This is a genomic window from Pseudomonas sp. OST1909, from assembly GCF_015277575.1.
Classification (GTDB): Bacteria; Pseudomonadota; Gammaproteobacteria; order Pseudomonadales; family Pseudomonadaceae; genus Aquipseudomonas; species Aquipseudomonas synxantha_A.
Window position 1 is genome coordinate 4,258,998 of the sequence record NZ_CP063780.1, and the last position, 19,657, is coordinate 4,278,654.

The following is a 19,657-nucleotide window of genomic DNA, read 5'->3' on the forward strand; positions in this document are numbered from 1 at the left end:
TTTGCTGAAAACAGGGAGGAATCAGTTATGCAGGGCAAGCCAGGCATCATGGCTTGCGTAACCACATCCGTAGCATGTAGCGATTGAGATCGCTCAGCCGCTCACCATCATTGATCTGCGCACAGGGAACATTCCTGTCTATGAAATGCGTGCGGGTATGCAGGAACTTGTTGTCGGCAGAAATCAATACCTGCCCTGGTTCAAGCAGTATGCGATGTTGGACTGAAGACTGGTCGAGCACAGCATCCAGTATATTCAGCGCCTGAGTTTGTGCGAGGGTCAACGGGACACCAGACTTCAGATGAGCCGACTCAATGTAGACACGAAAATACCTGATCAAAGGAATGCCTGCGTCTGAAAAACTCAAGATGGGCGCTTTAAACAGCGTCTCATCCTCGGCCATGCCTCGATTCTCAAAAAAGAAATCGCATTTCAGCTGTGTCAGTACATCTGGAAACGTCATCAGCTCTGCGTAGACCGCGCTCGCATTAATCAGAATGCTTTCACCACCCAGCAGTGCTTTCTGACCACACGCCAAGATCAAATAGTCGATAGGTAGCGGGTCACTCACACCATCGTTGTGTACGTAAGCACCCTGCCGGGTTTGGTGGTATCTGGCACCCTCTTCAATACTCTTACCGCCCCGATCGTATACTTCAATAACCTTATGACCGAGATGATTCTGCACCATTGGCTTTCCCAGCAAAGAGCCAAATGTCCAAATAAGTGATTTGAAGACTGCGAGGCTATCGACTTTAAAACCATCCAAGATCAACACATGAGTTTCATGGTCAATCATGTTTCGAATATTGTTCAATTCCGCATGCAGGATGGGTGAGCTAAGCGGATTGATGCAGGCAGGTGTTGTATCGAAGCGATGATTTTGGCCACTGGACACGACTATATTCTTTGCGCACAACAACTCATCAAATGCGGCTTTTGAAAGTCTGACTTTGGCTGCCTCTTGACGAAAATGACTGACATCCATGTTCATCGCAATCCTTTACGGTGGTGAGTAGAGCCTCCATTTAACTAAGCTCAACCTTGTCCGAAAAAGCGAAACCTCATCAGGGTAGCCATCAACGCTCGTCATGACAGATTTTTCCTACGCCAAAATATGAGCTGTCACTGCTGGCAGTTTTGTCATGGTTTGTAAAGGGCCAGCAAGCCATCTCTCTTTAAATTGCAGGACATTTCCGAGACAATCCCCGCCGCCTTGTGCCGGTTGGAATCGGTGGCTAGTCTGCGATCCGTCACTGCTCATCAGTGATCGGGTTTAGTCGCCCGGATTCCAGTTGTGCGCAAGCTGTCACCCTGTTCATGGTGGCTGTGCGCAGGGCACCTTCGGGTGCGCCGGATCCAACTGGCCGGTCGACTAACCTGCGTACAGCCGCCACCCTCCGTTTAGTCGCGAAGGGGTCGGCTCCTTATCTACCAGTTGGAGCTACACCATGAATAAAGTCTTACCCGACCCACCCTTCGACCCCGCAAAAACCCGTGCCGCGTTCAACCGCGCCATTGACCATTACCTGCCCAGGCAGGGTTTTCACAGCGTCAACGACGATCTGAGTTTTGAAGATGCGTTGCTGTACACCGCCAGCCTGCTCGACAGTGCCTCAGCGACAGCGCTCGATTGTAGCGAGCTGCTGGACAGCCCCGTGCGGGCGAAGATTCTGGCGGTGTGGCATTTGCTGGAGATTGCCAGAACCACAGTGGATCGCTCTATCGAGTGCATGAAGCCCTTGAAGGCAGCACCGTAGAATGTGGGAGGGGGCAAGCCCCCTCCCAGACTGAATGCATTCCAATCCTCAGATCCTGCGGCGGCGGTTGAGGGCGGGAATGGCGGTTTGCGGCACTTCAACGCGCTGGACCTGCGCCACGGTTCTGGCGGCGAGTTGCGCCAGGGTTGGCTGGCTGAACAAGGTGCGTGCGTCCACTTCCAGCCCGGCCTTGCGCAGGCGGGCCACCAGGTTGACTGCCAGCAGCGAGTGCCCGCCCAGTTCGAAGAAGTGGTCGTGGCGCCCTACCCGCTCCAGTTTCAGCACGTCGGCCCAGATGCCGGACATCAAGGTTTCCACTTCGCCCTGGGGCGCTTCGTAGGCACGGCTGAGCACCGCGTCCAGGCCCGGCTCCGGCAGGGCCTTGCGGTCGAGTTTGCCGGCAGGGTTCAGGGGCAGTGCGTCGAGTTGTACAAAGGCGGCCGGCACCATGACTTCCGGCAGTTGCTCCAGCACATGGGCGCGCAAGTCTTCCAGGCTCGGCGCCTGGCCGCGCAGGGTGAAGTAGGCGACCAGGCGCTCATCGCGAATCAGTACCGCCACTTCACGCAGCGCCGGGTGTGCACTCAGGCGCGCTTCGATTTCGCCCAACTCCAGGCGCACGCCGCGCAGTTTGACCTGGAAGTCATTGCGCCCGAGGAATTCCAGATTGCCGTCCGGCAGGTAGCGCACCAGGTCGCCCGTGCGATACAGGCGGTCACCGGCGACGAAGGGGCTGTCGATAAACCGCTCGGCAGTCATCTGCTCCAACCCCAGGTAGCCGCGGGCTACTCCCACACCACCGATATGCAGTTGACCGCTGATGCCTATGGGGACCGGTGCGTCATGGGCGTCCAATACGTACAGGCGGGTATTGTTGATCGGCCGGCCAATCGGCAGTTGCACCGCGGGTACCGGCGCGCCGGGCTCGAGGGTCCAGGCGCTGCTGTCGACCGTAGCCTCGGTAGGGCCGTAGACGTTGTGCAAGCGCACCTTGGGCAAGCGCGCCTGCACGCCACGGGCCAGGGCTTCGGTCAGTTCGCCGCCGCCGCACAACACATCGGTGAGGCTGGTGCACAGCGCCGACTCGTCCAGCTCAAGAAACTGCTGCAACATCGCCGGCACAAACTTGATCACGCTGATGTGCTGCTCGCGAATCAACTGGGCCAGGTACGCAGGTTCACGATGACCATCGGGCCGCGCCAGCACCAGGCGCATACCGTTGCTCAATGGCCAGAACAGTTCCCACACCGAACCGTCAAAGCTGAATGGCGCGCGCTGCAACAAGGCGCCGCCTGCGGCGTCGGGGCACAATTGCGAGCCCCAGTGCAGCAGGTTACCCAGGCCGCGATGTTCGATCATCACGCCCTTGGGGATGCCGGTGGAGCCCGAGGTGTACATCACGTAAGCCAGGTTGGCGATGCTCAAACCCGGTACCGACGGATTGTCGGCCGGCGCCTGGCTCCAGGTGCAGTGGTCGAAGTCGATCACGGGGATTGCAACCTCGCCCGGCACTTCGCGGGTAGCGCCGTGTACCAGCAGCGCCACCGGCTGGCTGTCGGCGAGCATGTAGGCCAGGCGTTCGCGTGGGTAGCTCGGGTCGAGGGGCACATAGGCACCGCCCGCCTTGAGAATGGCCAATAACCCCACCACCAGCTCCAACCCGCGCTCCACACACAGTGCCACCCGCGAGTCGGGCTCTACGCCATGCTCGCGCAGATGAAAGGCCAGTTGGTTGGCGCGTTCGTTGAGTTCGCGATAGGTCAATTGCTGCTCGCCGGCCTGCACCGCGATGGCATCTGGAATGTCCCGCGCATGGGCTTCGAACAGCGCCTGGACAGTGAGGGTTTGCGGGTAGTCCGTGGCGGTGGCGTTGAAGCCTGACAACTGGGTGTGCAACTCGCTGGCGGGCAACACCTGTATGTCGCGAAGCGGCATTTTCGGCGCCTGCTCAAGCGCATCCACCAGGCCATTGAGCACCGTGTCGAGGTAGCTCAGCACCCGCTCGGCACCCACGGTGCGCGGCGCCTTGGCCTTGAGCCGGAAACCGCTGGCCACGTCATCCACCGTCAACATCAGCGGGTAACTGAGGATGTCTTCACTGTTGAGCAAGGCCATGCCCGGTACCAGTTTCAGTTCAAGATCGGCCGAGGTGTGGCGGTAATTGAGCAGACTGTTGAACAACGGTGACACGCCGCTGCAACGCTGGGCCAACGCCAGGGAGGCTTGTTCATGTGCGAGCAAGGCGCTCAGTTGTGTGTGGGTGTCGTGCAGTGCATCCACCACGTTTTGCCCGACCAGGCGCAGGCGCAGCGGCAAGGTGTTGATGAACATGCCCAACGCCCGCTCGGCACCCTCGCCGGCTTGCAAGCGGCCAAGCAGTACGGTGCCGAACACCACATCGTCGCGGCTCGCCACCCGGCTGAGCACCTGGGCCCAGGCCAGGTGGAACAGGCTCGCGGCGCTCACGCCAAGAGCGCGGGCCTGGCTGCGCAGGCGCAGGTTGAGCGCGTCACTGAGCAGGCGTTCGGCTTCTTCGGTCTCGGCACGCTTGGCCTGGCGCTCCTGCACGCCAAACGCCAGGGTCGGCTCGTCCACCTCTGCCAACTGCTGGCGAAAGAACGCCTCGTGCGCAGCCTGGCGCACGGCTGATCGGGCTTGCGCCACCACATTGCGGTACGGCACCGGCACGGGCAATTGCGCCTGTTGGCCGAGCAGATGGGCGCGGATCTCGTCCACCAACAGGGTGGTCGAAGTGGCATCGTTGACCAAGTGATGAAAGCGCAGCCTGGCGATCCAGCGCTGATGGTGAGGTTCTTCGGCGTAGTCCAGGGCCATCAGCGGCGCCTGGCGCAAGTCCAGCGGTTGAGCCGGCTCGCGCAGCGGTTGGACCCGCAACCGCGCTTTTCGCCACACCACCTGCATCGGTTGTTCAAGGGCATCCCACACCAGGCTGGTGCGCAGGATGTCATGGCGGTCGATCACTTGTTGCAGGGCGTGGGCGAAGGCATCCAGCTGCTCGCGGCGCGCAAAGCTGAACAGAGCCTGTTGCTGATACGGGTCGTGCGCATCGGTGATGTGGTGATAAAGCAAGCCTTCCTGCAACGGCGCCAGCGGGTAGATTTCCTGCACATTCGCTGCCCCACCAGGGATGCTTGCGACGATGTGGTCGAGGCTGGGTTGATCCAGCTCGGCCAGGGCGAGCAGATCGGGGGTGATATGCGTACAGCCCGGCGGAATTCGATTGTCTGGCACCGCCATTTCATTACCGCCACACGCTGCCGCCAACGCCGCCAACGTTGGCTGGCCGAACAGCACCTGCACATCGGCACGCAGACCGGCCTGGCGCATGCGCTGCACCAGTTGCACCGCCAACAGCGAATGCCCGCCCAACTCGAAGAAATGGTCGTGGCGCCCTACTTGCTGCACGTGCAGCAACTCGGCCCAGATCTGCGCAAGGGTAGCTTCCACACCCGCCTGCGCAGCTTCGAAGCGGCGAGTGACAAAAGCTTCCTGGCTGGGTGCGGGCAAGGCTTTGCGGTCGAGCTTGCCATTGGCGGTCAGGGGCAACGCCTCAAGGCGGACATAGGCCGCCGGCACCATGTAGTCAGGTAACGAGGCCTGCAGATGGGCGCGCAGGGTTTGGATCTCGACTGGCTCACGCGGGATAAACCAGGCCAGCAATTGCCCTTGGCGAAACTGCACTACCGCGTCCTTGATCGCCGGGTGGGCGGCCAGGGCCGATTCGATTTCCCCCAGCTCGATGCGTACACCGCGGATTTTTACCTGGTCGTCGTTGCGCCCCAGGTACTCAAGATTGCCGTCCGACAGCCAGCGCGCCAGATCGCCGGTGCGGTACATACGCGCGCCGTTGAAAGGATCGTCCAGGAAGCGTTCGGCATTCAGTTCAGGACGGTTAAGATAACCCCGCGCCACGCCCTTGCCGCCCACATACAACTCCCCCACTGCGCCAATCGGCACCGGGCGTTGTTGCGCATCCAGCAGATAAACCTGGGCGTTGGCGACCGGCGCGCCGATATGCAGCGGCTGGCCCACCTCAACGGCTCCAGAGGTGGCAACCACGGTGGCTTCGGTAGGGCCGTAGTTGTTGATCAGTTCAAATGTCTGCGCCTGGGTGAACGTGCGCAGGCGATCGCCGCCAATCAGCAAGGTGCGCAAGGTGGGATGCCCACGCTGCTGGCTGAAGGCGTATTCGGCCACAGGCGTGGGCAGGAAACACACGTCCAGTGGCTGCGCGCGCCACCAGTCGAGCAACGCATCGATATTTTCCGCGCCGTCGTGCGCCGGTGGCAGGTGCAGCGTTGCACCCACGCATAACGCCGGCCAGACTTCCCAGGCCATGGCATCAAAACCAAAGCCGGCGACGCTGGCGGTATGGCTGCCCGCGTGCAGGTCGAACGCCCGGCAGTGCCAGTCCACCAGGTTCGATACGCTGTGGTGCTCCACCATCACGCCCTTGGGCAAGCCGGTGGAGCCGGAGGTGTAAATCACATAGGCCAGGTTCGACGGCGAGACCGCAACCTCGGGGTTACTGTCGATGTGCGAGGTGACCTGCTCCAGCACGACCACTGGCACCGTGGAGACAGGCAAGCGCTGGCGCAAATCCTGTTGGGTCAGGATTGCCATAGGCGCACTGTCTTGCAGCAGGTAGTCGAGGCGTTCAGCCGGATGGGCCGGATCCAGCGGCACGTAGCAGGCGCCGGATTTGAGCACTGCCAACAACCCCGCCAATGTGTCCAGCCCGCGTCGGGCCAGCACGGCCACGCGATCATCCGGCTGTACGCCGTGTGCCAATAGTTGATGCGCCAGGGCATTGGCCTGACGGTTGAGGTGGGCGTAGGTCAGCTGATGGCCCTGATACACCGCGGCTATGGCGTCGGGCGTGTGTGCGGCTTGCGCTTCAATCCGCCGGTGCAAGGTTTGCGGCAGTGCGTTGGGCTGCGCGGTGGCGTTCCAGTGCAGCAGCCGAGCCTGAGCTTCAGGCGCCAGCATGGAAAACTCACCGACTGGCAGCGAGGGGTCTTCCAGCCCTTGCTCCAATAGCCAAGTGAAGCCGCGCGCCATCGCCTGGACTTCGTCGTGCTGGAAGTACGCCTCGTTGTAGACGCAATGCAGCCACGCGCTGTCCTGGTAGCGGTTGCTGCGCAGGTGAATGGCGATCGGCAATGCTTCATGGTGGTTGGACACCTTGATGGCACGCGCCTGCACCTGACCAAAACGCAGGTCATGGTCGTCCTGCTCGAACGACACCGACAGGTCGAACAACTGCCCGCGATCGGTTCGTCGCAGGCCCAGCTCACGGTTCATCTCGCTTAACGGGAAGCGCTGATGGCGGAAATCCTGCTTGAGCTGATCGCGTATGCCGCGCACCAGCTCACCAAAAGGCAACCCCTCGCTGAACTGAAAACGCACCGCACTGACCTGGGCAAACATGCCGACGGTGGCGCGAAAACGCGCGTTGGAGCGGTTGAGAATCGGCAGCCCCACCACCCATTCCCGGCGTTGACTGGTGCGGGTGAAATACACATACATCGCCGCCAGCAACACATGAAAAGCCGACGCCTGGCAGCGGTTGGCGACCTGCTCCATACGGTTGAGCAGCGCCACCGCAAACCCTTCCAGGAAGGTGTTGCTCGACGCCTTGGTGGTTTGCTTGGGCGTCAGCAGTGGCTCGGGCAGTACCTGGAACTTGTCCAGCCAATAGTCGCGGTCACGGGCGCAACGGGCCGAGTGCAGGTAGCGCTGGTCGTTGTCGATAAAGTCGATATAGGACGGTGCGAACGGCTCCACGTGCCGGCCCTGCTCCAGGGCGGTGTACAACTGCGCGAGGGATTGCAGCAACTGGCCGAAGCCCCAACCATCGAGAATCAGGTGATGGGCCTGGGTACCGAGGCGGTAGTGGTCATCATCAAGTTTGACCAGAAAAAACCGGCACAACGGTTCGCCGTGCATGGCATAGGGCCGGGCCATCTGTGCCTGCATCAAGGCTTGCGTCGCCGCGGGTGGATCGGGTAGCACGGAAAAATCATGAACCACCACCTCCACACTCAGTTCGGGGGCGAATGTTTGCCCAGGCATGCCGTTGGCGTCGGTATGCAGTTGGGTGCGCAACGCATCATGCCGAGCCACCAGCAGGGCGACAGCACGCTGCATGCGTTCGGGCACGACCGGGCCGGCAAAATCCAGATAGCCACCAATGTTGTACAACGGCGAATCGCCCACGCGCATCTGATCGAGCCAAATGTCCTGTTGGGCGGCAGTGAGGGGGAAGCTGGCCGGCTGGCGGGAGGAATACTGCATAAGATCCTTCTCATGGGGGTCAGGCACTGGCCGCGCAGGGTGGCCCATTACGCCGAATTTGCCGGATTTGAGCATGGGGGGCCGCAGGTGTCTGTCACCCGAAACCCGGACATTCAAATGGATGGAACGGGCTTGGCGGGTCGTTCACTGCTGAAACGATTAAAGCGCTGTAGGAAATTGGCTATACATGGCCGATGCTGGCACTTTGAAATTCTGCAAGAATTTAAACTTTTACCTTAAATATCAACCAGTTAATTAAACCTAAAAATACCATGCGAGCGTTCGTTGCCGATTTTATTGACCAGAAACGTCGGAATAATGACGCAGATTTTATGGCAGCTTGTGTCCCGCGTTTCCGCTACATACGTAGGACAAATCCATATGGCTAAATAAAATCTCGAACGCCGAGTCACGTTCAAGCAGTACGGATCGCCCCGCCGCAGCCCGGAGCCTCCGCAGACGGTTTTCGACATCAAGGATGAGATGGCTATGAATCTGACCCGCAGTATTGGCGACACACAGGGCCCGCATTTTTATGCCGAAATGGGCGAGTTGATTTCAAACAGCGGCCATGAACGCTTCGCCGCAGACATGTTGCATCTGGTGGACAAATGGGTGCCGATTCACCTGGTGGACCTCAGCGAATGGACGCTCGATGAGCTGCGCGACCGCGTGCTCGACATCAAGCTGCTGGGCAGCGCCGGGTTGAAAAAGGAGTTGTCTGTACCCCAGACCCTGCACCCATTGAACGACCACCCGCTGATGCGCGAAATGCTGCGCATGCAAGACCCGCTGTTGATCCAGATGAAAGCCAAGGCCAACAGCGCGCACCCGTTGGGCAGTTCGCACCAGTGCAATCTGGTATCGCGCCAAGGGAACCGACGCTGTGTGATTTCGTTCTACCGGCCGCCAACCCAGCGTGGGTTTTCCCTGGCTGAATTGTCGTTTCTCAAGTGCTTGTCGGACACCCTGTTGCCGTTGATGGAGCGGCACGCGCAACTGCTGCGCCAGGTGCCGCACGCCGAGACTGAGCCGGCCCACACCCTGCTGGAACAATCGCAATTGCAGCGCGAGTTCTACAAGCGCCTGGCTCTGAGCGATATCACCCTTTCGGCGCGCGAGCAGGAAGTGTGCCTCGGCCTGCTGACCGGCGGCACCGTGCCGCAGATCGCGGAAAAACTCAGTGTAAAAAACAGCTCGATCGAAACCTACCTCAAGCGCGCCGCCGCCAAGCTGGGCGTGAGCGGTCGGCATGGCCTGGCCAAATGGATGGTGGGCGCCTGATGAACAAACGGATGCTTTGCTGCGTCGGCATGGCGTGGACGCTCAGTGGCTGTTCGCTGATCCCCGAGTATCAGCGGCCAGCGGCGCCGACGCCTGCGCAGTATCCTCAAGGCGGCGTGTACAGCCTGGCGCAGGCCGGCGACCTGACGCAGAATCCGGATTGGCAGCAGCTGTTCCACGACCCTGCGCTGCAACAATTGATCGCCGATGCCCTGGTCAACAACCGCGACCTGCGGGTGGCCGCCCTGAATGTAGAGGCGTTCCAGGCGCAGTATCGTATACAGCGCGCTGATCTGTTCCCGGCGATCTCCGCCAGCGGTGCCGGCAAGCGTCAGAAATTGCCAGGGAACGTGACAGGCACCGGCAAATCGGCGATCACCTCCAACTATTCCGCCACCTTGGGCCTGAGCGCTTATGAGCTGGACCTGTTCGGCCGCGTGCGCAGCCTCAGCGAACAGGCGCTGCTGACTTACCTGGGCACCGAAGAAGCCCGGCGCAGTGCGCAATTGAGCCTGGTGGCGAACGTGGCCAACGCCTACCTGACCTGGCGCGCCGATCAGGAACTACTGGCCCTGGCCGAGCAAACCCTGGTGGCCAACGACCATAGCTGGCAACTGACCAGCCGCAGCAAAAACGCAGGCAAAGCTTCGGCGCTGGAGGTGGTGCAAGCCCGTACCGCAGTGGAAAGCACCCGCGCCAGCGTCGCTCGCTATGAACGCCAGGTCGCCCAGGACCTTAACAACCTCGTGCTGCTGGTGGGCGGCCCGGTGGATGAGCATCTGCCCGCTCGCCCGCTGGCCGATGATCTGGTCGCCCGCGTCCCCGCCGGGTTGCCCTCCGACCTGCTGCAACGCCGCCCGGATATCCTCCAGGCCGAATACCAGTTGCAGGCGGCCAACGCCAATATCGGCGCCGCCCGTGCTGCGTTCTTTCCGTCCGTGACCCTCACGGCCAATGCCGGCAGCACCAGCAAGGAGCTGTCGGGGCTGTTCAAGGGCGGCGCGGGCACCTGGACCTTCCAGCCGCAAATCAACCTGCCGATCTTCAACGCCGGCAGCCTGCGTGCCAGCCTCGATTACGCCAAGTTGCAGAAGGACATCACGGTGGCCCAGTACGAAAAGTCCATCCAGAGCGCATTTCAGGAAGTCGCCGACGGCCTTGCCGCTCGCCAGACCTTCAACGACCAACTGGATGCGCAACGGGATTTCGTTGCCGCCAACCAGAACTATTACGACCTGGCCCAGCACCGCTACCGCAGCGGCGTGGACAGCAACCTGACGTTCCTCGATGCGCAGCGTGCGTTGTTCAGCTCGCAACAGGCGTTGATCGTGGACAGGCTGGCGCAGCTGGTGGCGGAGGTGAACCTGTATACGGCGTTGGGTGGGGCGTGGCGCGTCAACGCAACGCCGACTGCCGCAACCGATACTCCCCCGGCGTCATCTGCGCATACCGCAGGAAAAACCGGCTGAAATACGCCGGGTCCTTGAACCCCAGCTGGTAGCAGATTTCATTTGCGGAGTTGCCGGTAAACAACAGCAGGCGTTTGGCCTCTTGCATCAGGCGCTCAAGGATCAGGCGCTTGGAGGGCAGGTCGGCGATGCGTCGGCACACCTCATTGAGGCGCGCCTGGGTCACGCCGATGGCCTGGGCATAACGCGCCAGCGGCCAATGCTCCAGGTAATGGGCTTCGATCAGTTCGTTAAAGCGGTGAAAAATGCGCAGGTCTTCATGGGCCGTCGGGCGTGCCGGCAGGGCGTGGGCGCACAGGCGCAGCAGGCGGATCATGATCAGCCGCGTCAGGCTGTCGAGGGCGGCCGCGCGCCCTGCCCGTTCGGCGTTGATCTCGTTGCACAGTTCTTCGAAAAGCTGGTCCAGCCCTTCGGCGTCGGCGCCCAGCGCGACACACGCAGCCCCGGAGGCAAGGCTGGGGTCGGCGTCGATCAAGCCCCACACCAGTTGCTGGCGCACCGTCAGCACATGCCCGTCGGCATCGGCTTCGGTGACGAAGGCGTGGGCCACCGTGGGCGGCGTGAGGAAAAACATCGGCCCTGCTTCGACGTACTGACGGTCGTCCAGATACACCCGCACCGCGCCACTCTTGACGTAATGCACCTGGAAAAACCGGTCATGGCGATGCACAGCCATGTTGCGCCCGAAAAAACCTGCCAGGTTGCCCAGCTTGTCGTAATGCACCTCGGCGTCGCTGTAACGCTGGTCGTAGACCTGCCCGAGGTTGATGTTGGGAATCGGCTGCACGTCGCCCTCCTCTTGTTGTTGTGATGCCATCGGAGTGTGCCACGCTTGACGGTAGTTAACATATTAATTATAACGTTAACAACTTAACGAACTGCCTATGCAGCCGTCGTCACCGCCAGGAGAAACGCATGAGCCGTACCCTGCATGATGTTGCCAGCGGCACCCTGTTCGGCGTTGCGCTGAACTACCAGGGCCTGCTGGACCAACATCTCGCCGCCTTCGAGCAGGCGCCCTACCGGAAGCCGCCAACCAAACCGGTGTTGTTCATCAAGACGCCCAACACCCGCAATGCCCATGGCGGCACGGTGCTGCAGCCTGCGGGCGAGCGCCTGCAACCGGGCCCGGCGCTGGGCGTGGTGATCGGCCAACGCGCCAGCCGCGTCAGCCTGGACAATGCCATGGCCCATGTGGCCGGGTATGTGGTGGTCAACGAATTCAGCCTGCCGGAAGACAGCTACTACCGCCCTGCCGTCAAAGCCAAATGCCGCGATGGGTTTTGCGCCTTGGGCCCGCAAGTGATTGCCCGGGATCAAGTGGCCAACCCCAACGAGCTGGCCCTCAAGCTCTTCGTCAATGGCGAGCTGCGCCAGCAAAACTCCACCGCCCGTTGGGTGCGCGATATCCCGCAATTGATCGCCGAGATCAGCGAGTTCATGACCCTGCACCCCGGTGATGTGCTGATCACCGGTACTCCGGAGGGCCGCGTGGATGTGCAGCCGGGTGATCGCGTTGAAGTTGAAATCACTGGCGTCGGCCGCCTGCTCAATATCGTTCAGGCGGAGGCACTGGCATGAAGCGCGCACGTATCCGTTTTGAAGGTCAGATCCATGCCGTGCAGGTAGACGACGATCACAGCGTGCGCCTCAGCGATGGCCGGCGGCTTGCCGAAGATCAGGTGCAATGGCTGCCGCCCGCCACCGGCAACATGTTCGCCCTGGGCTTGAACTACGCCGATCACGCCGCCGAACTGGCCTTCACACCGCCGACCGAACCGCTGGCCTTTATCAAGTCGGTCGGCACCTACACCGGCCACCGCCAGGTCACCTGGCGCCCGGACAACGTCGCCTATATGCACTACGAGTGCGAACTGGTGGCGGTGATCGGCAAGACCGCGCGCAACGTCAAGCGCGCCGACGCCCTGGACTACCTGGCCGGTTACACGGTGTGCAACGACTACGCGATCCGCGACTACCTGGAAAACTACTACCGCCCCAACCTGCGGGTTAAAAACCGCGACGCCACCACCCCGGTGGGCCCCTGGATCGTCGACGTGGCCGATGTGCCCGACCCAGGCAACCTGAAGTTGCGCACCTGGATCAACGGCGAGCTGCGCCAGGAAGGCAGCACCCAAGACATGATTTTCGATATCCCCTACCTCATCGAATACCTGTCCAGCTTCATGACCCTGCAACCCGGCGACATGATCGCCACCGGTACGCCCGAGGGCCTGGCCGATGTGGTGCCGGGCGATGAAGTGGTGGTGGAAGTCGAAGGTGTAGGCCGCCTGGTCAACCGTATTGTCAGTGAGGCGGCGTTTTTTTCCGCCGTCAACGAGGCTTGAACAACATGATCAAACACTGGATCAACGGCCGTGAGGTCGAGAGCAAAGACGTATTCATCAACTACAACCCGGCCACCGGCGAGGCCATCGGCGAAGTCGCCAGCGGTGGTGCTGATGAAGTCGCGCAAGCCGTGGCGGCGGCCAAGGAGGCGTTTCCCAAGTGGGCCAACACCCCGGCCAGGGAGCGCGCACGCTTGATGCGCAAGCTCGGCGAATTGATTGAGCAGAATGTGCCACGCCTGGCCGAACTGGAAACCCTCGACACCGGCTTGCCGATCCACCAGACCAAAAACGTGCTGATCCCACGGGCCTCGCACAACTTCGACTTTTTCGCCGAAGTCTGCACCCGCATGGACGGCCACAGTTATCCGGTGGATGACCAGATGCTCAACTACACCCTGTACCAGCCGGTAGGCGTGTGCGGGTTGGTGTCGCCATGGAACGTGCCGTTCATGACCGCCACCTGGAAGACCGCGCCGTGCCTGGCGCTGGGCAATACCGCTGTATTGAAAATGTCGGAGCTGTCGCCACTGACCGCCAATGAACTGGGACGCCTGGCGGTGGAAGCCGGGATCCCCAACGGCGTGCTCAATGTGATCCAGGGCTACGGCGCGACCGCTGGTGATGCACTGGTACGCCATCCGGATGTACGGGCGATTTCCTTTACCGGCGGCACTGCCACCGGCAAGAAAATCATGCAGACCGCGGGCCTTAAAAAGTACTCCATGGAGCTGGGCGGCAAGTCGCCGGTGCTGATTTTTGAAGACGCCGACCTGGAGCGCGCCCTCGACGCCGCACTGTTCACGATCTTCTCCCTGAACGGCGAGCGGTGCACCGCCGGTAGCCGTATCTTTATTCAGGAAAGTGTCTACCCGCAATTTGTCGCCGAGTTCGCGGCGCGGGCCAAGCGCCTGATCGTGGGCGACCCGCAGGACCCCAAGACCCAGGTCGGCTCGATGATCACCCAGGCCCATTACGACAAGGTCACCGGCTACATCAAGATCGGTCTGGAGGAAGGCGCCACACTGCTGGCCGGCGGCCTGGAGCGCCCGGCCAACTTGCCGGCGCACCTGAGCCGCGGCCAGTTTATCCAGCCGACGGTGTTTGCCGATGTGAACAACCGGATGCGCATCGCCCAGGAAGAAATCTTTGGTCCGGTGGTGTGCCTCATCCCGTTCAAGGACGAAGCCGAAGCGCTGCAACTGGCCAACGACACCGAATACGGGCTGGCGTCCTATATCTGGACCCAGGACATCGGCAAGGCTCATCGGCTGGCGCGCGGTATTGAGGCGGGCATGGTATTTATCAACAGCCAGAACGTGCGCGATTTGCGTCAGCCCTTTGGCGGGGTGAAAGGCTCGGGCACCGGGCGCGAGGGTGGCCAGTACAGCTTTGAAGTATTTGCCGAGATCAAGAACGTGTGTATTTCCATGGGCAGTCATCACATTCCGCGCTGGGGTGTGTAGCCCAGGATCAAACAAGCCTCCTGTGGGAGCCGGGCTTGCCCGCGATGCAGACACCGCAGTCCTTCAGCCTTACCGAGTCGATGCAATCGCAGGCAAGCCAGCTCCCACAGGGACCTCACAAGCCTTACAAGAATAATTATTCAGGAGAATCATCATGGGCGAAGTGGTTCTGGCAGCGAAGATCTGCCACGTACCGTCGATGTACCTGTCGGAACTGCCCGGCAAACATCACGGCTGTCGCGAAGCGGCGATTGCCGGGCACAAGGAAATCGGCCGGCGCGCCCGCGAACTGGGGGCCAATACCGCCGTGGTGTTCGACGTGCACTGGCTGGTCAACAGCGGTTATCACGTCAACTGTGGCGAGCAGTTCCAGGGCACCTACACCAGCAACGAGCTGCCGCACTTCATCAAGAACATGGATTACGCCTACCCCGGCTGCCCCGAGTTGGGCGAGCTGATCGCCGCCGAAGCCAACCTGGCCGGCGTGCGCAGCATGGCCCATAACATCCCGAGCCTGGAGCTGGAATACGGCACGCTGGTGCCCATGCGCTACATGCACATGGGCGTGCCCGAGGATCAAAAACTCAAGGTGATTTCCATCGCTGCCTGGTGCGCCTGGCATCGCCTGGAAGACAGCTTTGCCTTCGGCGCCGCTGTGCGCCGGGCGATCGAAAAGAGTGACCGAAAAGTGCTGGTGCTGGCCTCCGGCTCACTGTCCCATCGGTTCTCGGATGACCGCCAGGCTGAAGCGAATATCCACAACTGGACCCGCGAATTCGATAAGCAAATGGACCTGCATGTGGTGGACATGTGGAAGCAAGGCCGCTTCAAAGAGTTCTGCGCGATGCTGCCGGACTACGCCGAACACTGCTTTGGCGAAGGCAAGATGCACGACACCGCTATGCTCCTGGGCCTGCTGGGTGGGCCGGACTATGCCCAGCCGGCCGAGATCATCACGCCGCCGTTCGGCAGTTCGGGCACTGGCCAGATCAACGCGATTTTCCCGCTGTAGCTTTGGGAGAAACCTATGCCGCACTTTATCGCTGAGTACACCGACAACCTTGAACCTCAGGCCGATTTGCCTGGCCTGTTTGAAAAAATCCACCGCGTGCTGGGCGACAGTGGCGTGTTTCCGTTGGGCGGCATCCGTAGTCGTGGTGTGCGCCTGGACACCTGGCGCATGGCCGACGGCAAGCATGACTACGCCTTCGTGCACATGACCCTCAAGGTCGGCCACGGCCGCGACCTGGCCACGCGCCAGGCGGTGGCCGAAGCCGTGTTCGCGGTGATCACCGCGCACTTCGCCCAATTGCAGGCGCAGCGGTTGTTGGCGCTGTCGTTCGAGATGGTCGAGTTGCACCCACAGCTCAACTTCAAGCAGAACAATGTGCATGCGTTCCTGAATAACGCGGCGGGATAAAAACCTGCCCTCCCCTCACGGCCACTCAGACAAAAAGTACAACATCATGAGCACAGCCCACTCCACTGCAAGCCTGCGGCTTGCCGAGCACGACCGCACCCATCGTTTGGTGACCTGGCGCCTGATGCCCTTGTTGCTGGTGTGTTACCTGTTCGCCCACCTGGACCGTATCAACATCGGCTTCGCCAAGATGCAGATGAGCCACGACCTGCAGTTCAGCGACACGGTGTACGGCTTTGGCGCCGGGCTGTTTTTCATTGCCTACGCGCTGTTTGGCGTGCCCAGCAACATGGCCCTGGACCGGGTCGGGCCACGGCGCTGGATCGCCTGCCTGATGGTGGTGTGGGGCCTGCTCTCCACCGGCATGTTGTGGGTGGAAAGTGCTAGGGGCTTCTACCTGCTGCGCTTTTTGCTGGGGGTGGCCGAGGCCGGGTTTTTCCCGGGGATTCTGGTGTTTCTGAATCGCTGGTACCCGGCGCGGCGACGCGCCCAGGTCACCGCCTTGTTTGCCATCGCAGTGCCCATGGCCGGGGTGTTGGGCGGGCCGATTTCCGGGGCGATCCTGGAGAACTTCCACGACGTGGGCAGCCTGCGCGGCTGGCAATGGATGTTCCTGATCGAAGGTGCGCCCGTGGTGCTGCTGGGGCTGGTGGTGCTCAAGTGCTTGCCGGACAGTTTCGAAGTGGTGCACTGGTTGAGCAGCGAACAAAAACAGCAACTGCGCACCCAGTTGAGCAACGAAGAACAGCGCAAGACCATCACCTCGTTCAGCGGCATCCTGCGAGATCCGCAAGTGTGGCTGCTGGTGGCCGTGTACTTTGCGGTGATGCTGGCGGTCAACACCCTGGCCTTCTGGATGCCAAGCCTGATCCACGGCGCCGGTATCGGCCGCGACAGCCAGGTCGGCTTGCTCAGCGCCGTGCCGTACCTGGCCGGTTGCTTCTTCATGCTCGGCTGTGGGCGCTCGTCCGATCGCCACCGCGAGCGTCGCTGGCATTTATGCGTGCCCCTGCTGATGGCCGCTGTCGGCATTGCCGTCGCGGGCCTGGCGCCCGGCAATGCGCTGCTGGTGATGAGCGGCCTGGTGGTCGCCGGCATGGGCGCCAGCGCGGCGCTGCCGATGTTCTGGCAACTGCCGCCGGCGTTTCTTTCCAACACCACTCAAGCCGCAGGCATCGCCATGATCAGCTCGTTCGGCAGCATCGCCGCGTTCCTCGCGCCCTACCTGATCGGCTGGATGCGCGACGCCACCCAGAGCGCCAGCCTGGCCCTGTACGTACTCGCCCTGTTTATCGCCCTCGGTGGCCTGCTGGTGCTGCGCACTCAGGCCGCCATCGTCAACCCACACTAGAGACCGTTGCCATGCTCGACTCCCAGCAAATCCTCGCGGCCGCCGCCCACCTGGACCGCGCCGAACGCAGCCGCGAACAGGTACGTCAGTTTTCCCTCGACTACCCCGGCATCACCCTCGAGGATGCGTACGCCATCCAGCGCGAATGGGTTGCGCAAAAGATCAAGAACGGGCGCACGCTCAAGGGCCACAAGATCGGCCTCACTTCACGAGCCATGCAGGTTTCTTCGAACATCACCGAGCCCGATTACGGCGCCCTGCTCGATGACATGTTTTTCGACGAAGGCAGTGATATTCCCTTCGAACGCTTCATCGTGCCGCGTGTGGAAGTGGAACTGGCGTTCATCCTTGGCAAGCCGCTCAAGGGCCCGAACTGCACGGTGTTCGACGTGCTCGACGCGACCGAATGGGTGATCCCGGCGCTGGAAATCATCGACGCACGCATCCAGCAGGTCGACCCACAGACCAACGCCACCCGCAAGGTGTTCGACACCATCTCCGACAACGCCGCCAATGCCGGCGTGGTACTCGGTGGCCGGGCTGTGCGCCCCACCGAGATCGACCTGCGCAAAGTGCCGGCGGTGCTGTATCGCAATGGCGTGATCGAAGAGTCCGGCGTCTCGGCGGCAGTGCTCAACCACCCGGCCAAGGGCGTGGCGTGGTTGGCCAACAAGCTGGCGGCGCATGACGTCACCTTACTGCCTGGCCAGGTGATTCTCGGCGGCTCGTTTACCCGCCCGGTGGCGGCCCGCCCCGGGGATACCTTCCACGTCGACTACGACCTGCTCGGTTCGATCGCCTGTCGCTTCGTCTGAACACTGGAGGATTGTCATGGACATGCCTGTCAACCGCTTCAAACAACGCCTGCACAACGGCGAGGTGCAGATCGGCCTGTGGCTTGGCCTCGCCAATGCCTATAGCGCCGAGTTGGCCGCCAATGCCGGTTTCGACTGGCTGTTGATCGACGGCGAACATGCGCCCAACCACCTGCAGGGGATGCTTGCGCAATTGCAGGCCATCGCGCCCTACCCCAGCCAGGCGCTGATTCGCCCCGTGGTCGGCGACACGGCATTGATCAAGCAACTGCTGGATATCGGCGCGCAGACGCTGCTGGTGCCCATGGTCGAAAGCGCTGCCCAGGCCCAAGAACTGGTGCGCGCCCTGCGCTACCCACCCCAGGGTATTCGCGGCGTCGGCAGTGCCCTGGCCCGTGCTTCGCGCTGGAACAGCATCACCGACTACCTCGACCAGGCCGATGCGCAGATGTGCCTGCTGGTGCAGATTGAAAACCGCGAGGGCCTGGCCAATCTGGACGCTATCACCGCCGTCGAAGGGGTGGACGGTGTGTTCATCGGCCCGGCGGACTTGAGTGCGGCCATGGGGCATCGCGGTAACCCCGGGCATCCTGAAGTGCAGGCGGCGATTGAAGACGCCATTGTGCGCATCGTTCAAGCGGGCAAGGCGGCGGGGATTCTCAGTGCGGATGAACGCCTGGCGCGGCGCTATATCGAACTGGGCGCAACGTTCGTGGCGGTGGGGGTGGATACCACGGTGTTGATGCGCGGGTTGCAAAGCCTGGCCGGGAAGTTCAAAGACGTACCGGTGGCTGCCAATACCGGTGGTGTCTACTAAGATCCAATGTGGGAGCTGGCTTGCCTGCGATAGCGGTGTATCAGCGACAAATAAGCCAGCTGACCCGACGCTATCGCAGGCAAGTCAGCTCCCACAGTTGACCGGCGGTGGTTCAGTCATTAGTTCAGCGCTTGATGTTCTTCAAGTCATCCAGCAACCCCAGCAAGGTCTGGAATTTCTCTTCGCCAAGCTGATCCTGCAAACGCTGGTAATTGGCCTCCATGCACTGGCTCATGGACTCGAAACTCGCCTTGCCCTTGTCCGCCAAAGTAATGAGCACCCGGCGCTGGTCCTGTTCGGCCTTGCGTCGGTGCACCATGCCGGCAGCTTCCATGCGCACCAGCACGCCGGTCATGCTCGGCTTTAGGATGCACGCCAGTTCCGCCAGTTGGTAAATCTCCAGCTCACCGTGCTGTTCGAGGATGCGGATGATGCGCCATTGCTGTTCGGTCAGGCCGTGTTCATTCAGGGACGGGCGGAAAAAACTCATCGCGGCTTCGCGGGCTTGCAGCAAGGCCAGGGTCAGGGATTGTCGAGGTTTGGACATAGGATCAGGGTCACGAAGTATTTAGTTAATAATTTAACGAAACTCTAACATTCCCCGCCAGC

The 19,657-nt window shown here is 61.5% G+C and carries 15 protein-coding genes; 11 read left to right on the forward strand and 4 right to left on the reverse strand.

Annotated features, from left to right (window positions below):
* Window positions 1–46: 46 nt before the first annotated feature.
* Window positions 47–988, reverse strand: coding sequence for a TauD/TfdA family dioxygenase (locus IH404_RS18350; protein WP_242462616.1), 942 nt, complete (start codon window positions 986–988; stop codon window positions 47–49).
* 463 nt (window positions 989–1,451) lie between these two features.
* On the opposite strand from IH404_RS18350, the gene IH404_RS18355 reads away from it, so the two are divergent.
* On the forward strand, window positions 1,452–1,760 hold the full coding sequence (locus IH404_RS18355) for a hypothetical protein (RefSeq protein WP_005789528.1): 309 nt from the start codon (window positions 1,452–1,454) through the stop codon (window positions 1,758–1,760).
* A 48-nt stretch (window positions 1,761–1,808) separates the two neighbouring features.
* On the opposite strand, the gene IH404_RS18360 is transcribed toward IH404_RS18355, so the two are convergent.
* Window positions 1,809–8,078, reverse strand: a complete 6,270-nt coding sequence (locus IH404_RS18360) for a non-ribosomal peptide synthetase (protein WP_194438686.1) — start codon at window positions 8,076–8,078, stop codon at window positions 1,809–1,811.
* A gap of 489 nt (window positions 8,079–8,567) precedes the next feature.
* On the opposite strand from IH404_RS18360, the gene IH404_RS18365 reads away from it, so the two are divergent.
* Both IH404_RS18365 and IH404_RS18370 read left to right on the forward strand, forming a co-directional pair.
* The gene (locus IH404_RS18365; RefSeq protein WP_078821783.1) at window positions 8,568–9,362 is read left to right on the forward strand and encodes a helix-turn-helix transcriptional regulator; all 795 of its coding nucleotides are present in this window, start codon (window positions 8,568–8,570) and stop codon (window positions 9,360–9,362) included.
* Complete coding sequence (locus IH404_RS18370; RefSeq protein WP_194438688.1) at window positions 9,362–10,831, forward strand: efflux transporter outer membrane subunit; 1,470 nt, start codon at window positions 9,362–9,364, stop codon at window positions 10,829–10,831. The genes IH404_RS18365 and IH404_RS18370 overlap by 1 nt, the downstream gene beginning before the upstream one ends.
* Here IH404_RS18370 and hpaA read toward each other — a convergent pair.
* A complete protein-coding gene (gene hpaA, locus IH404_RS18375) occupies window positions 10,758–11,648 on the reverse strand; it encodes a 4-hydroxyphenylacetate catabolism regulatory protein HpaA (protein WP_194438689.1) in 891 nt (296 codons plus the stop codon). The genes IH404_RS18370 and hpaA overlap by 74 nt on opposite strands.
* 98 nt (window positions 11,649–11,746) lie before the next feature.
* Between hpaA and IH404_RS18380 the strand changes: the two genes are divergently transcribed.
* The 8 genes from IH404_RS18380 (at window position 11,747) to hpaI (ending at window position 19,048) form a co-directional block, all read left to right on the forward strand.
* A complete protein-coding gene (locus IH404_RS18380) occupies window positions 11,747–12,412 on the forward strand; it encodes a fumarylacetoacetate hydrolase family protein (protein ID WP_005789534.1) in 666 nt (221 codons plus the stop codon).
* Window positions 12,409–13,179, forward strand: a complete 771-nt coding sequence (locus IH404_RS18385; RefSeq protein WP_194438692.1) for a fumarylacetoacetate hydrolase family protein — start codon at window positions 12,409–12,411, stop codon at window positions 13,177–13,179. Before IH404_RS18380 ends, IH404_RS18385 begins: the two co-directional genes overlap by 4 nt.
* Window positions 13,180–13,184: 5 nt before the next feature.
* Entirely contained in the window at window positions 13,185–14,645 is a 1,461-nt protein-coding gene (gene hpaE, locus IH404_RS18390) for a 5-carboxymethyl-2-hydroxymuconate semialdehyde dehydrogenase (protein ID WP_032880382.1), read from the forward strand.
* 154 nt (window positions 14,646–14,799) lie between these two features.
* Window positions 14,800–15,657, forward strand: coding sequence for a 3,4-dihydroxyphenylacetate 2,3-dioxygenase (hpaD, locus tag IH404_RS18395; protein WP_194438694.1), 858 nt, complete (start codon window positions 14,800–14,802; stop codon window positions 15,655–15,657).
* A 15-nt stretch (window positions 15,658–15,672) separates the two neighbouring features.
* A complete protein-coding gene (locus IH404_RS18400) occupies window positions 15,673–16,065 on the forward strand; it encodes a 5-carboxymethyl-2-hydroxymuconate Delta-isomerase (RefSeq protein WP_005789539.1) in 393 nt (130 codons plus the stop codon).
* 46 nt (window positions 16,066–16,111) lie between these two features.
* Entirely contained in the window at window positions 16,112–17,416 is a 1,305-nt protein-coding gene (locus IH404_RS18405) for an MFS transporter (protein WP_194438696.1), read from the forward strand.
* 11 nt (window positions 17,417–17,427) lie between these two features.
* On the forward strand, window positions 17,428–18,231 hold the full coding sequence (gene hpaH, locus IH404_RS18410) for a 2-oxo-hept-4-ene-1,7-dioate hydratase (RefSeq protein WP_032880377.1): 804 nt from the start codon (window positions 17,428–17,430) through the stop codon (window positions 18,229–18,231).
* A gap of 16 nt (window positions 18,232–18,247) precedes the next feature.
* The gene (gene hpaI / locus IH404_RS18415; RefSeq protein WP_194438698.1) at window positions 18,248–19,048 is read left to right on the forward strand and encodes a 4-hydroxy-2-oxoheptanedioate aldolase; all 801 of its coding nucleotides are present in this window, start codon (window positions 18,248–18,250) and stop codon (window positions 19,046–19,048) included.
* Window positions 19,049–19,172: 124 nt separating this feature from the next.
* On the opposite strand, the gene hpaR is transcribed toward hpaI, so the two are convergent.
* On the reverse strand, window positions 19,173–19,595 hold the full coding sequence (hpaR, locus tag IH404_RS18420; RefSeq protein ID WP_005789546.1) for a homoprotocatechuate degradation operon regulator HpaR: 423 nt from the start codon (window positions 19,593–19,595) through the stop codon (window positions 19,173–19,175).
* Window positions 19,596–19,657: the final 62 nt, after the last annotated feature.

Coding starts and splice junctions, on each gene's coding strand:
- hpaR (WP_005789546.1), bottom strand. CDS start 19,595: ATGTCCAAACCTCGACAATCCCTGACCCTGGCCTTGCTGCAAGCCCGC.
- IH404_RS18385 (WP_194438692.1), top strand. CDS start 12,409: ATGAAGCGCGCACGTATCCGTTTTGAAGGTCAGATCCATGCCGTGCAG.
- IH404_RS18400 (WP_005789539.1), top strand. CDS start 15,673: ATGCCGCACTTTATCGCTGAGTACACCGACAACCTTGAACCTCAGGCC.
- IH404_RS18405 (WP_194438696.1), top strand. CDS start 16,112: ATGAGCACAGCCCACTCCACTGCAAGCCTGCGGCTTGCCGAGCACGAC.
- IH404_RS18350 (WP_242462616.1), bottom strand. CDS start 988: ATGGATGTCAGTCATTTTCGTCAAGAGGCAGCCAAAGTCAGACTTTCA.
- hpaD (WP_194438694.1), top strand. CDS start 14,800: ATGGGCGAAGTGGTTCTGGCAGCGAAGATCTGCCACGTACCGTCGATG.
- IH404_RS18370 (WP_194438688.1), top strand. CDS start 9,362: ATGAACAAACGGATGCTTTGCTGCGTCGGCATGGCGTGGACGCTCAGT.
- hpaA (WP_194438689.1), bottom strand. CDS start 11,648: ATGGCATCACAACAACAAGAGGAGGGCGACGTGCAGCCGATTCCCAAC.
- hpaI (WP_194438698.1), top strand. CDS start 18,248: ATGGACATGCCTGTCAACCGCTTCAAACAACGCCTGCACAACGGCGAG.
- IH404_RS18355 (WP_005789528.1), top strand. CDS start 1,452: ATGAATAAAGTCTTACCCGACCCACCCTTCGACCCCGCAAAAACCCGT.
- hpaH (WP_032880377.1), top strand. CDS start 17,428: ATGCTCGACTCCCAGCAAATCCTCGCGGCCGCCGCCCACCTGGACCGC.
- IH404_RS18360 (WP_194438686.1), bottom strand. CDS start 8,078: ATGCAGTATTCCTCCCGCCAGCCGGCCAGCTTCCCCCTCACTGCCGCC.
- IH404_RS18365 (WP_078821783.1), top strand. CDS start 8,568: ATGAATCTGACCCGCAGTATTGGCGACACACAGGGCCCGCATTTTTAT.
- IH404_RS18380 (WP_005789534.1), top strand. CDS start 11,747: ATGAGCCGTACCCTGCATGATGTTGCCAGCGGCACCCTGTTCGGCGTT.
- hpaE (WP_032880382.1), top strand. CDS start 13,185: ATGATCAAACACTGGATCAACGGCCGTGAGGTCGAGAGCAAAGACGTA.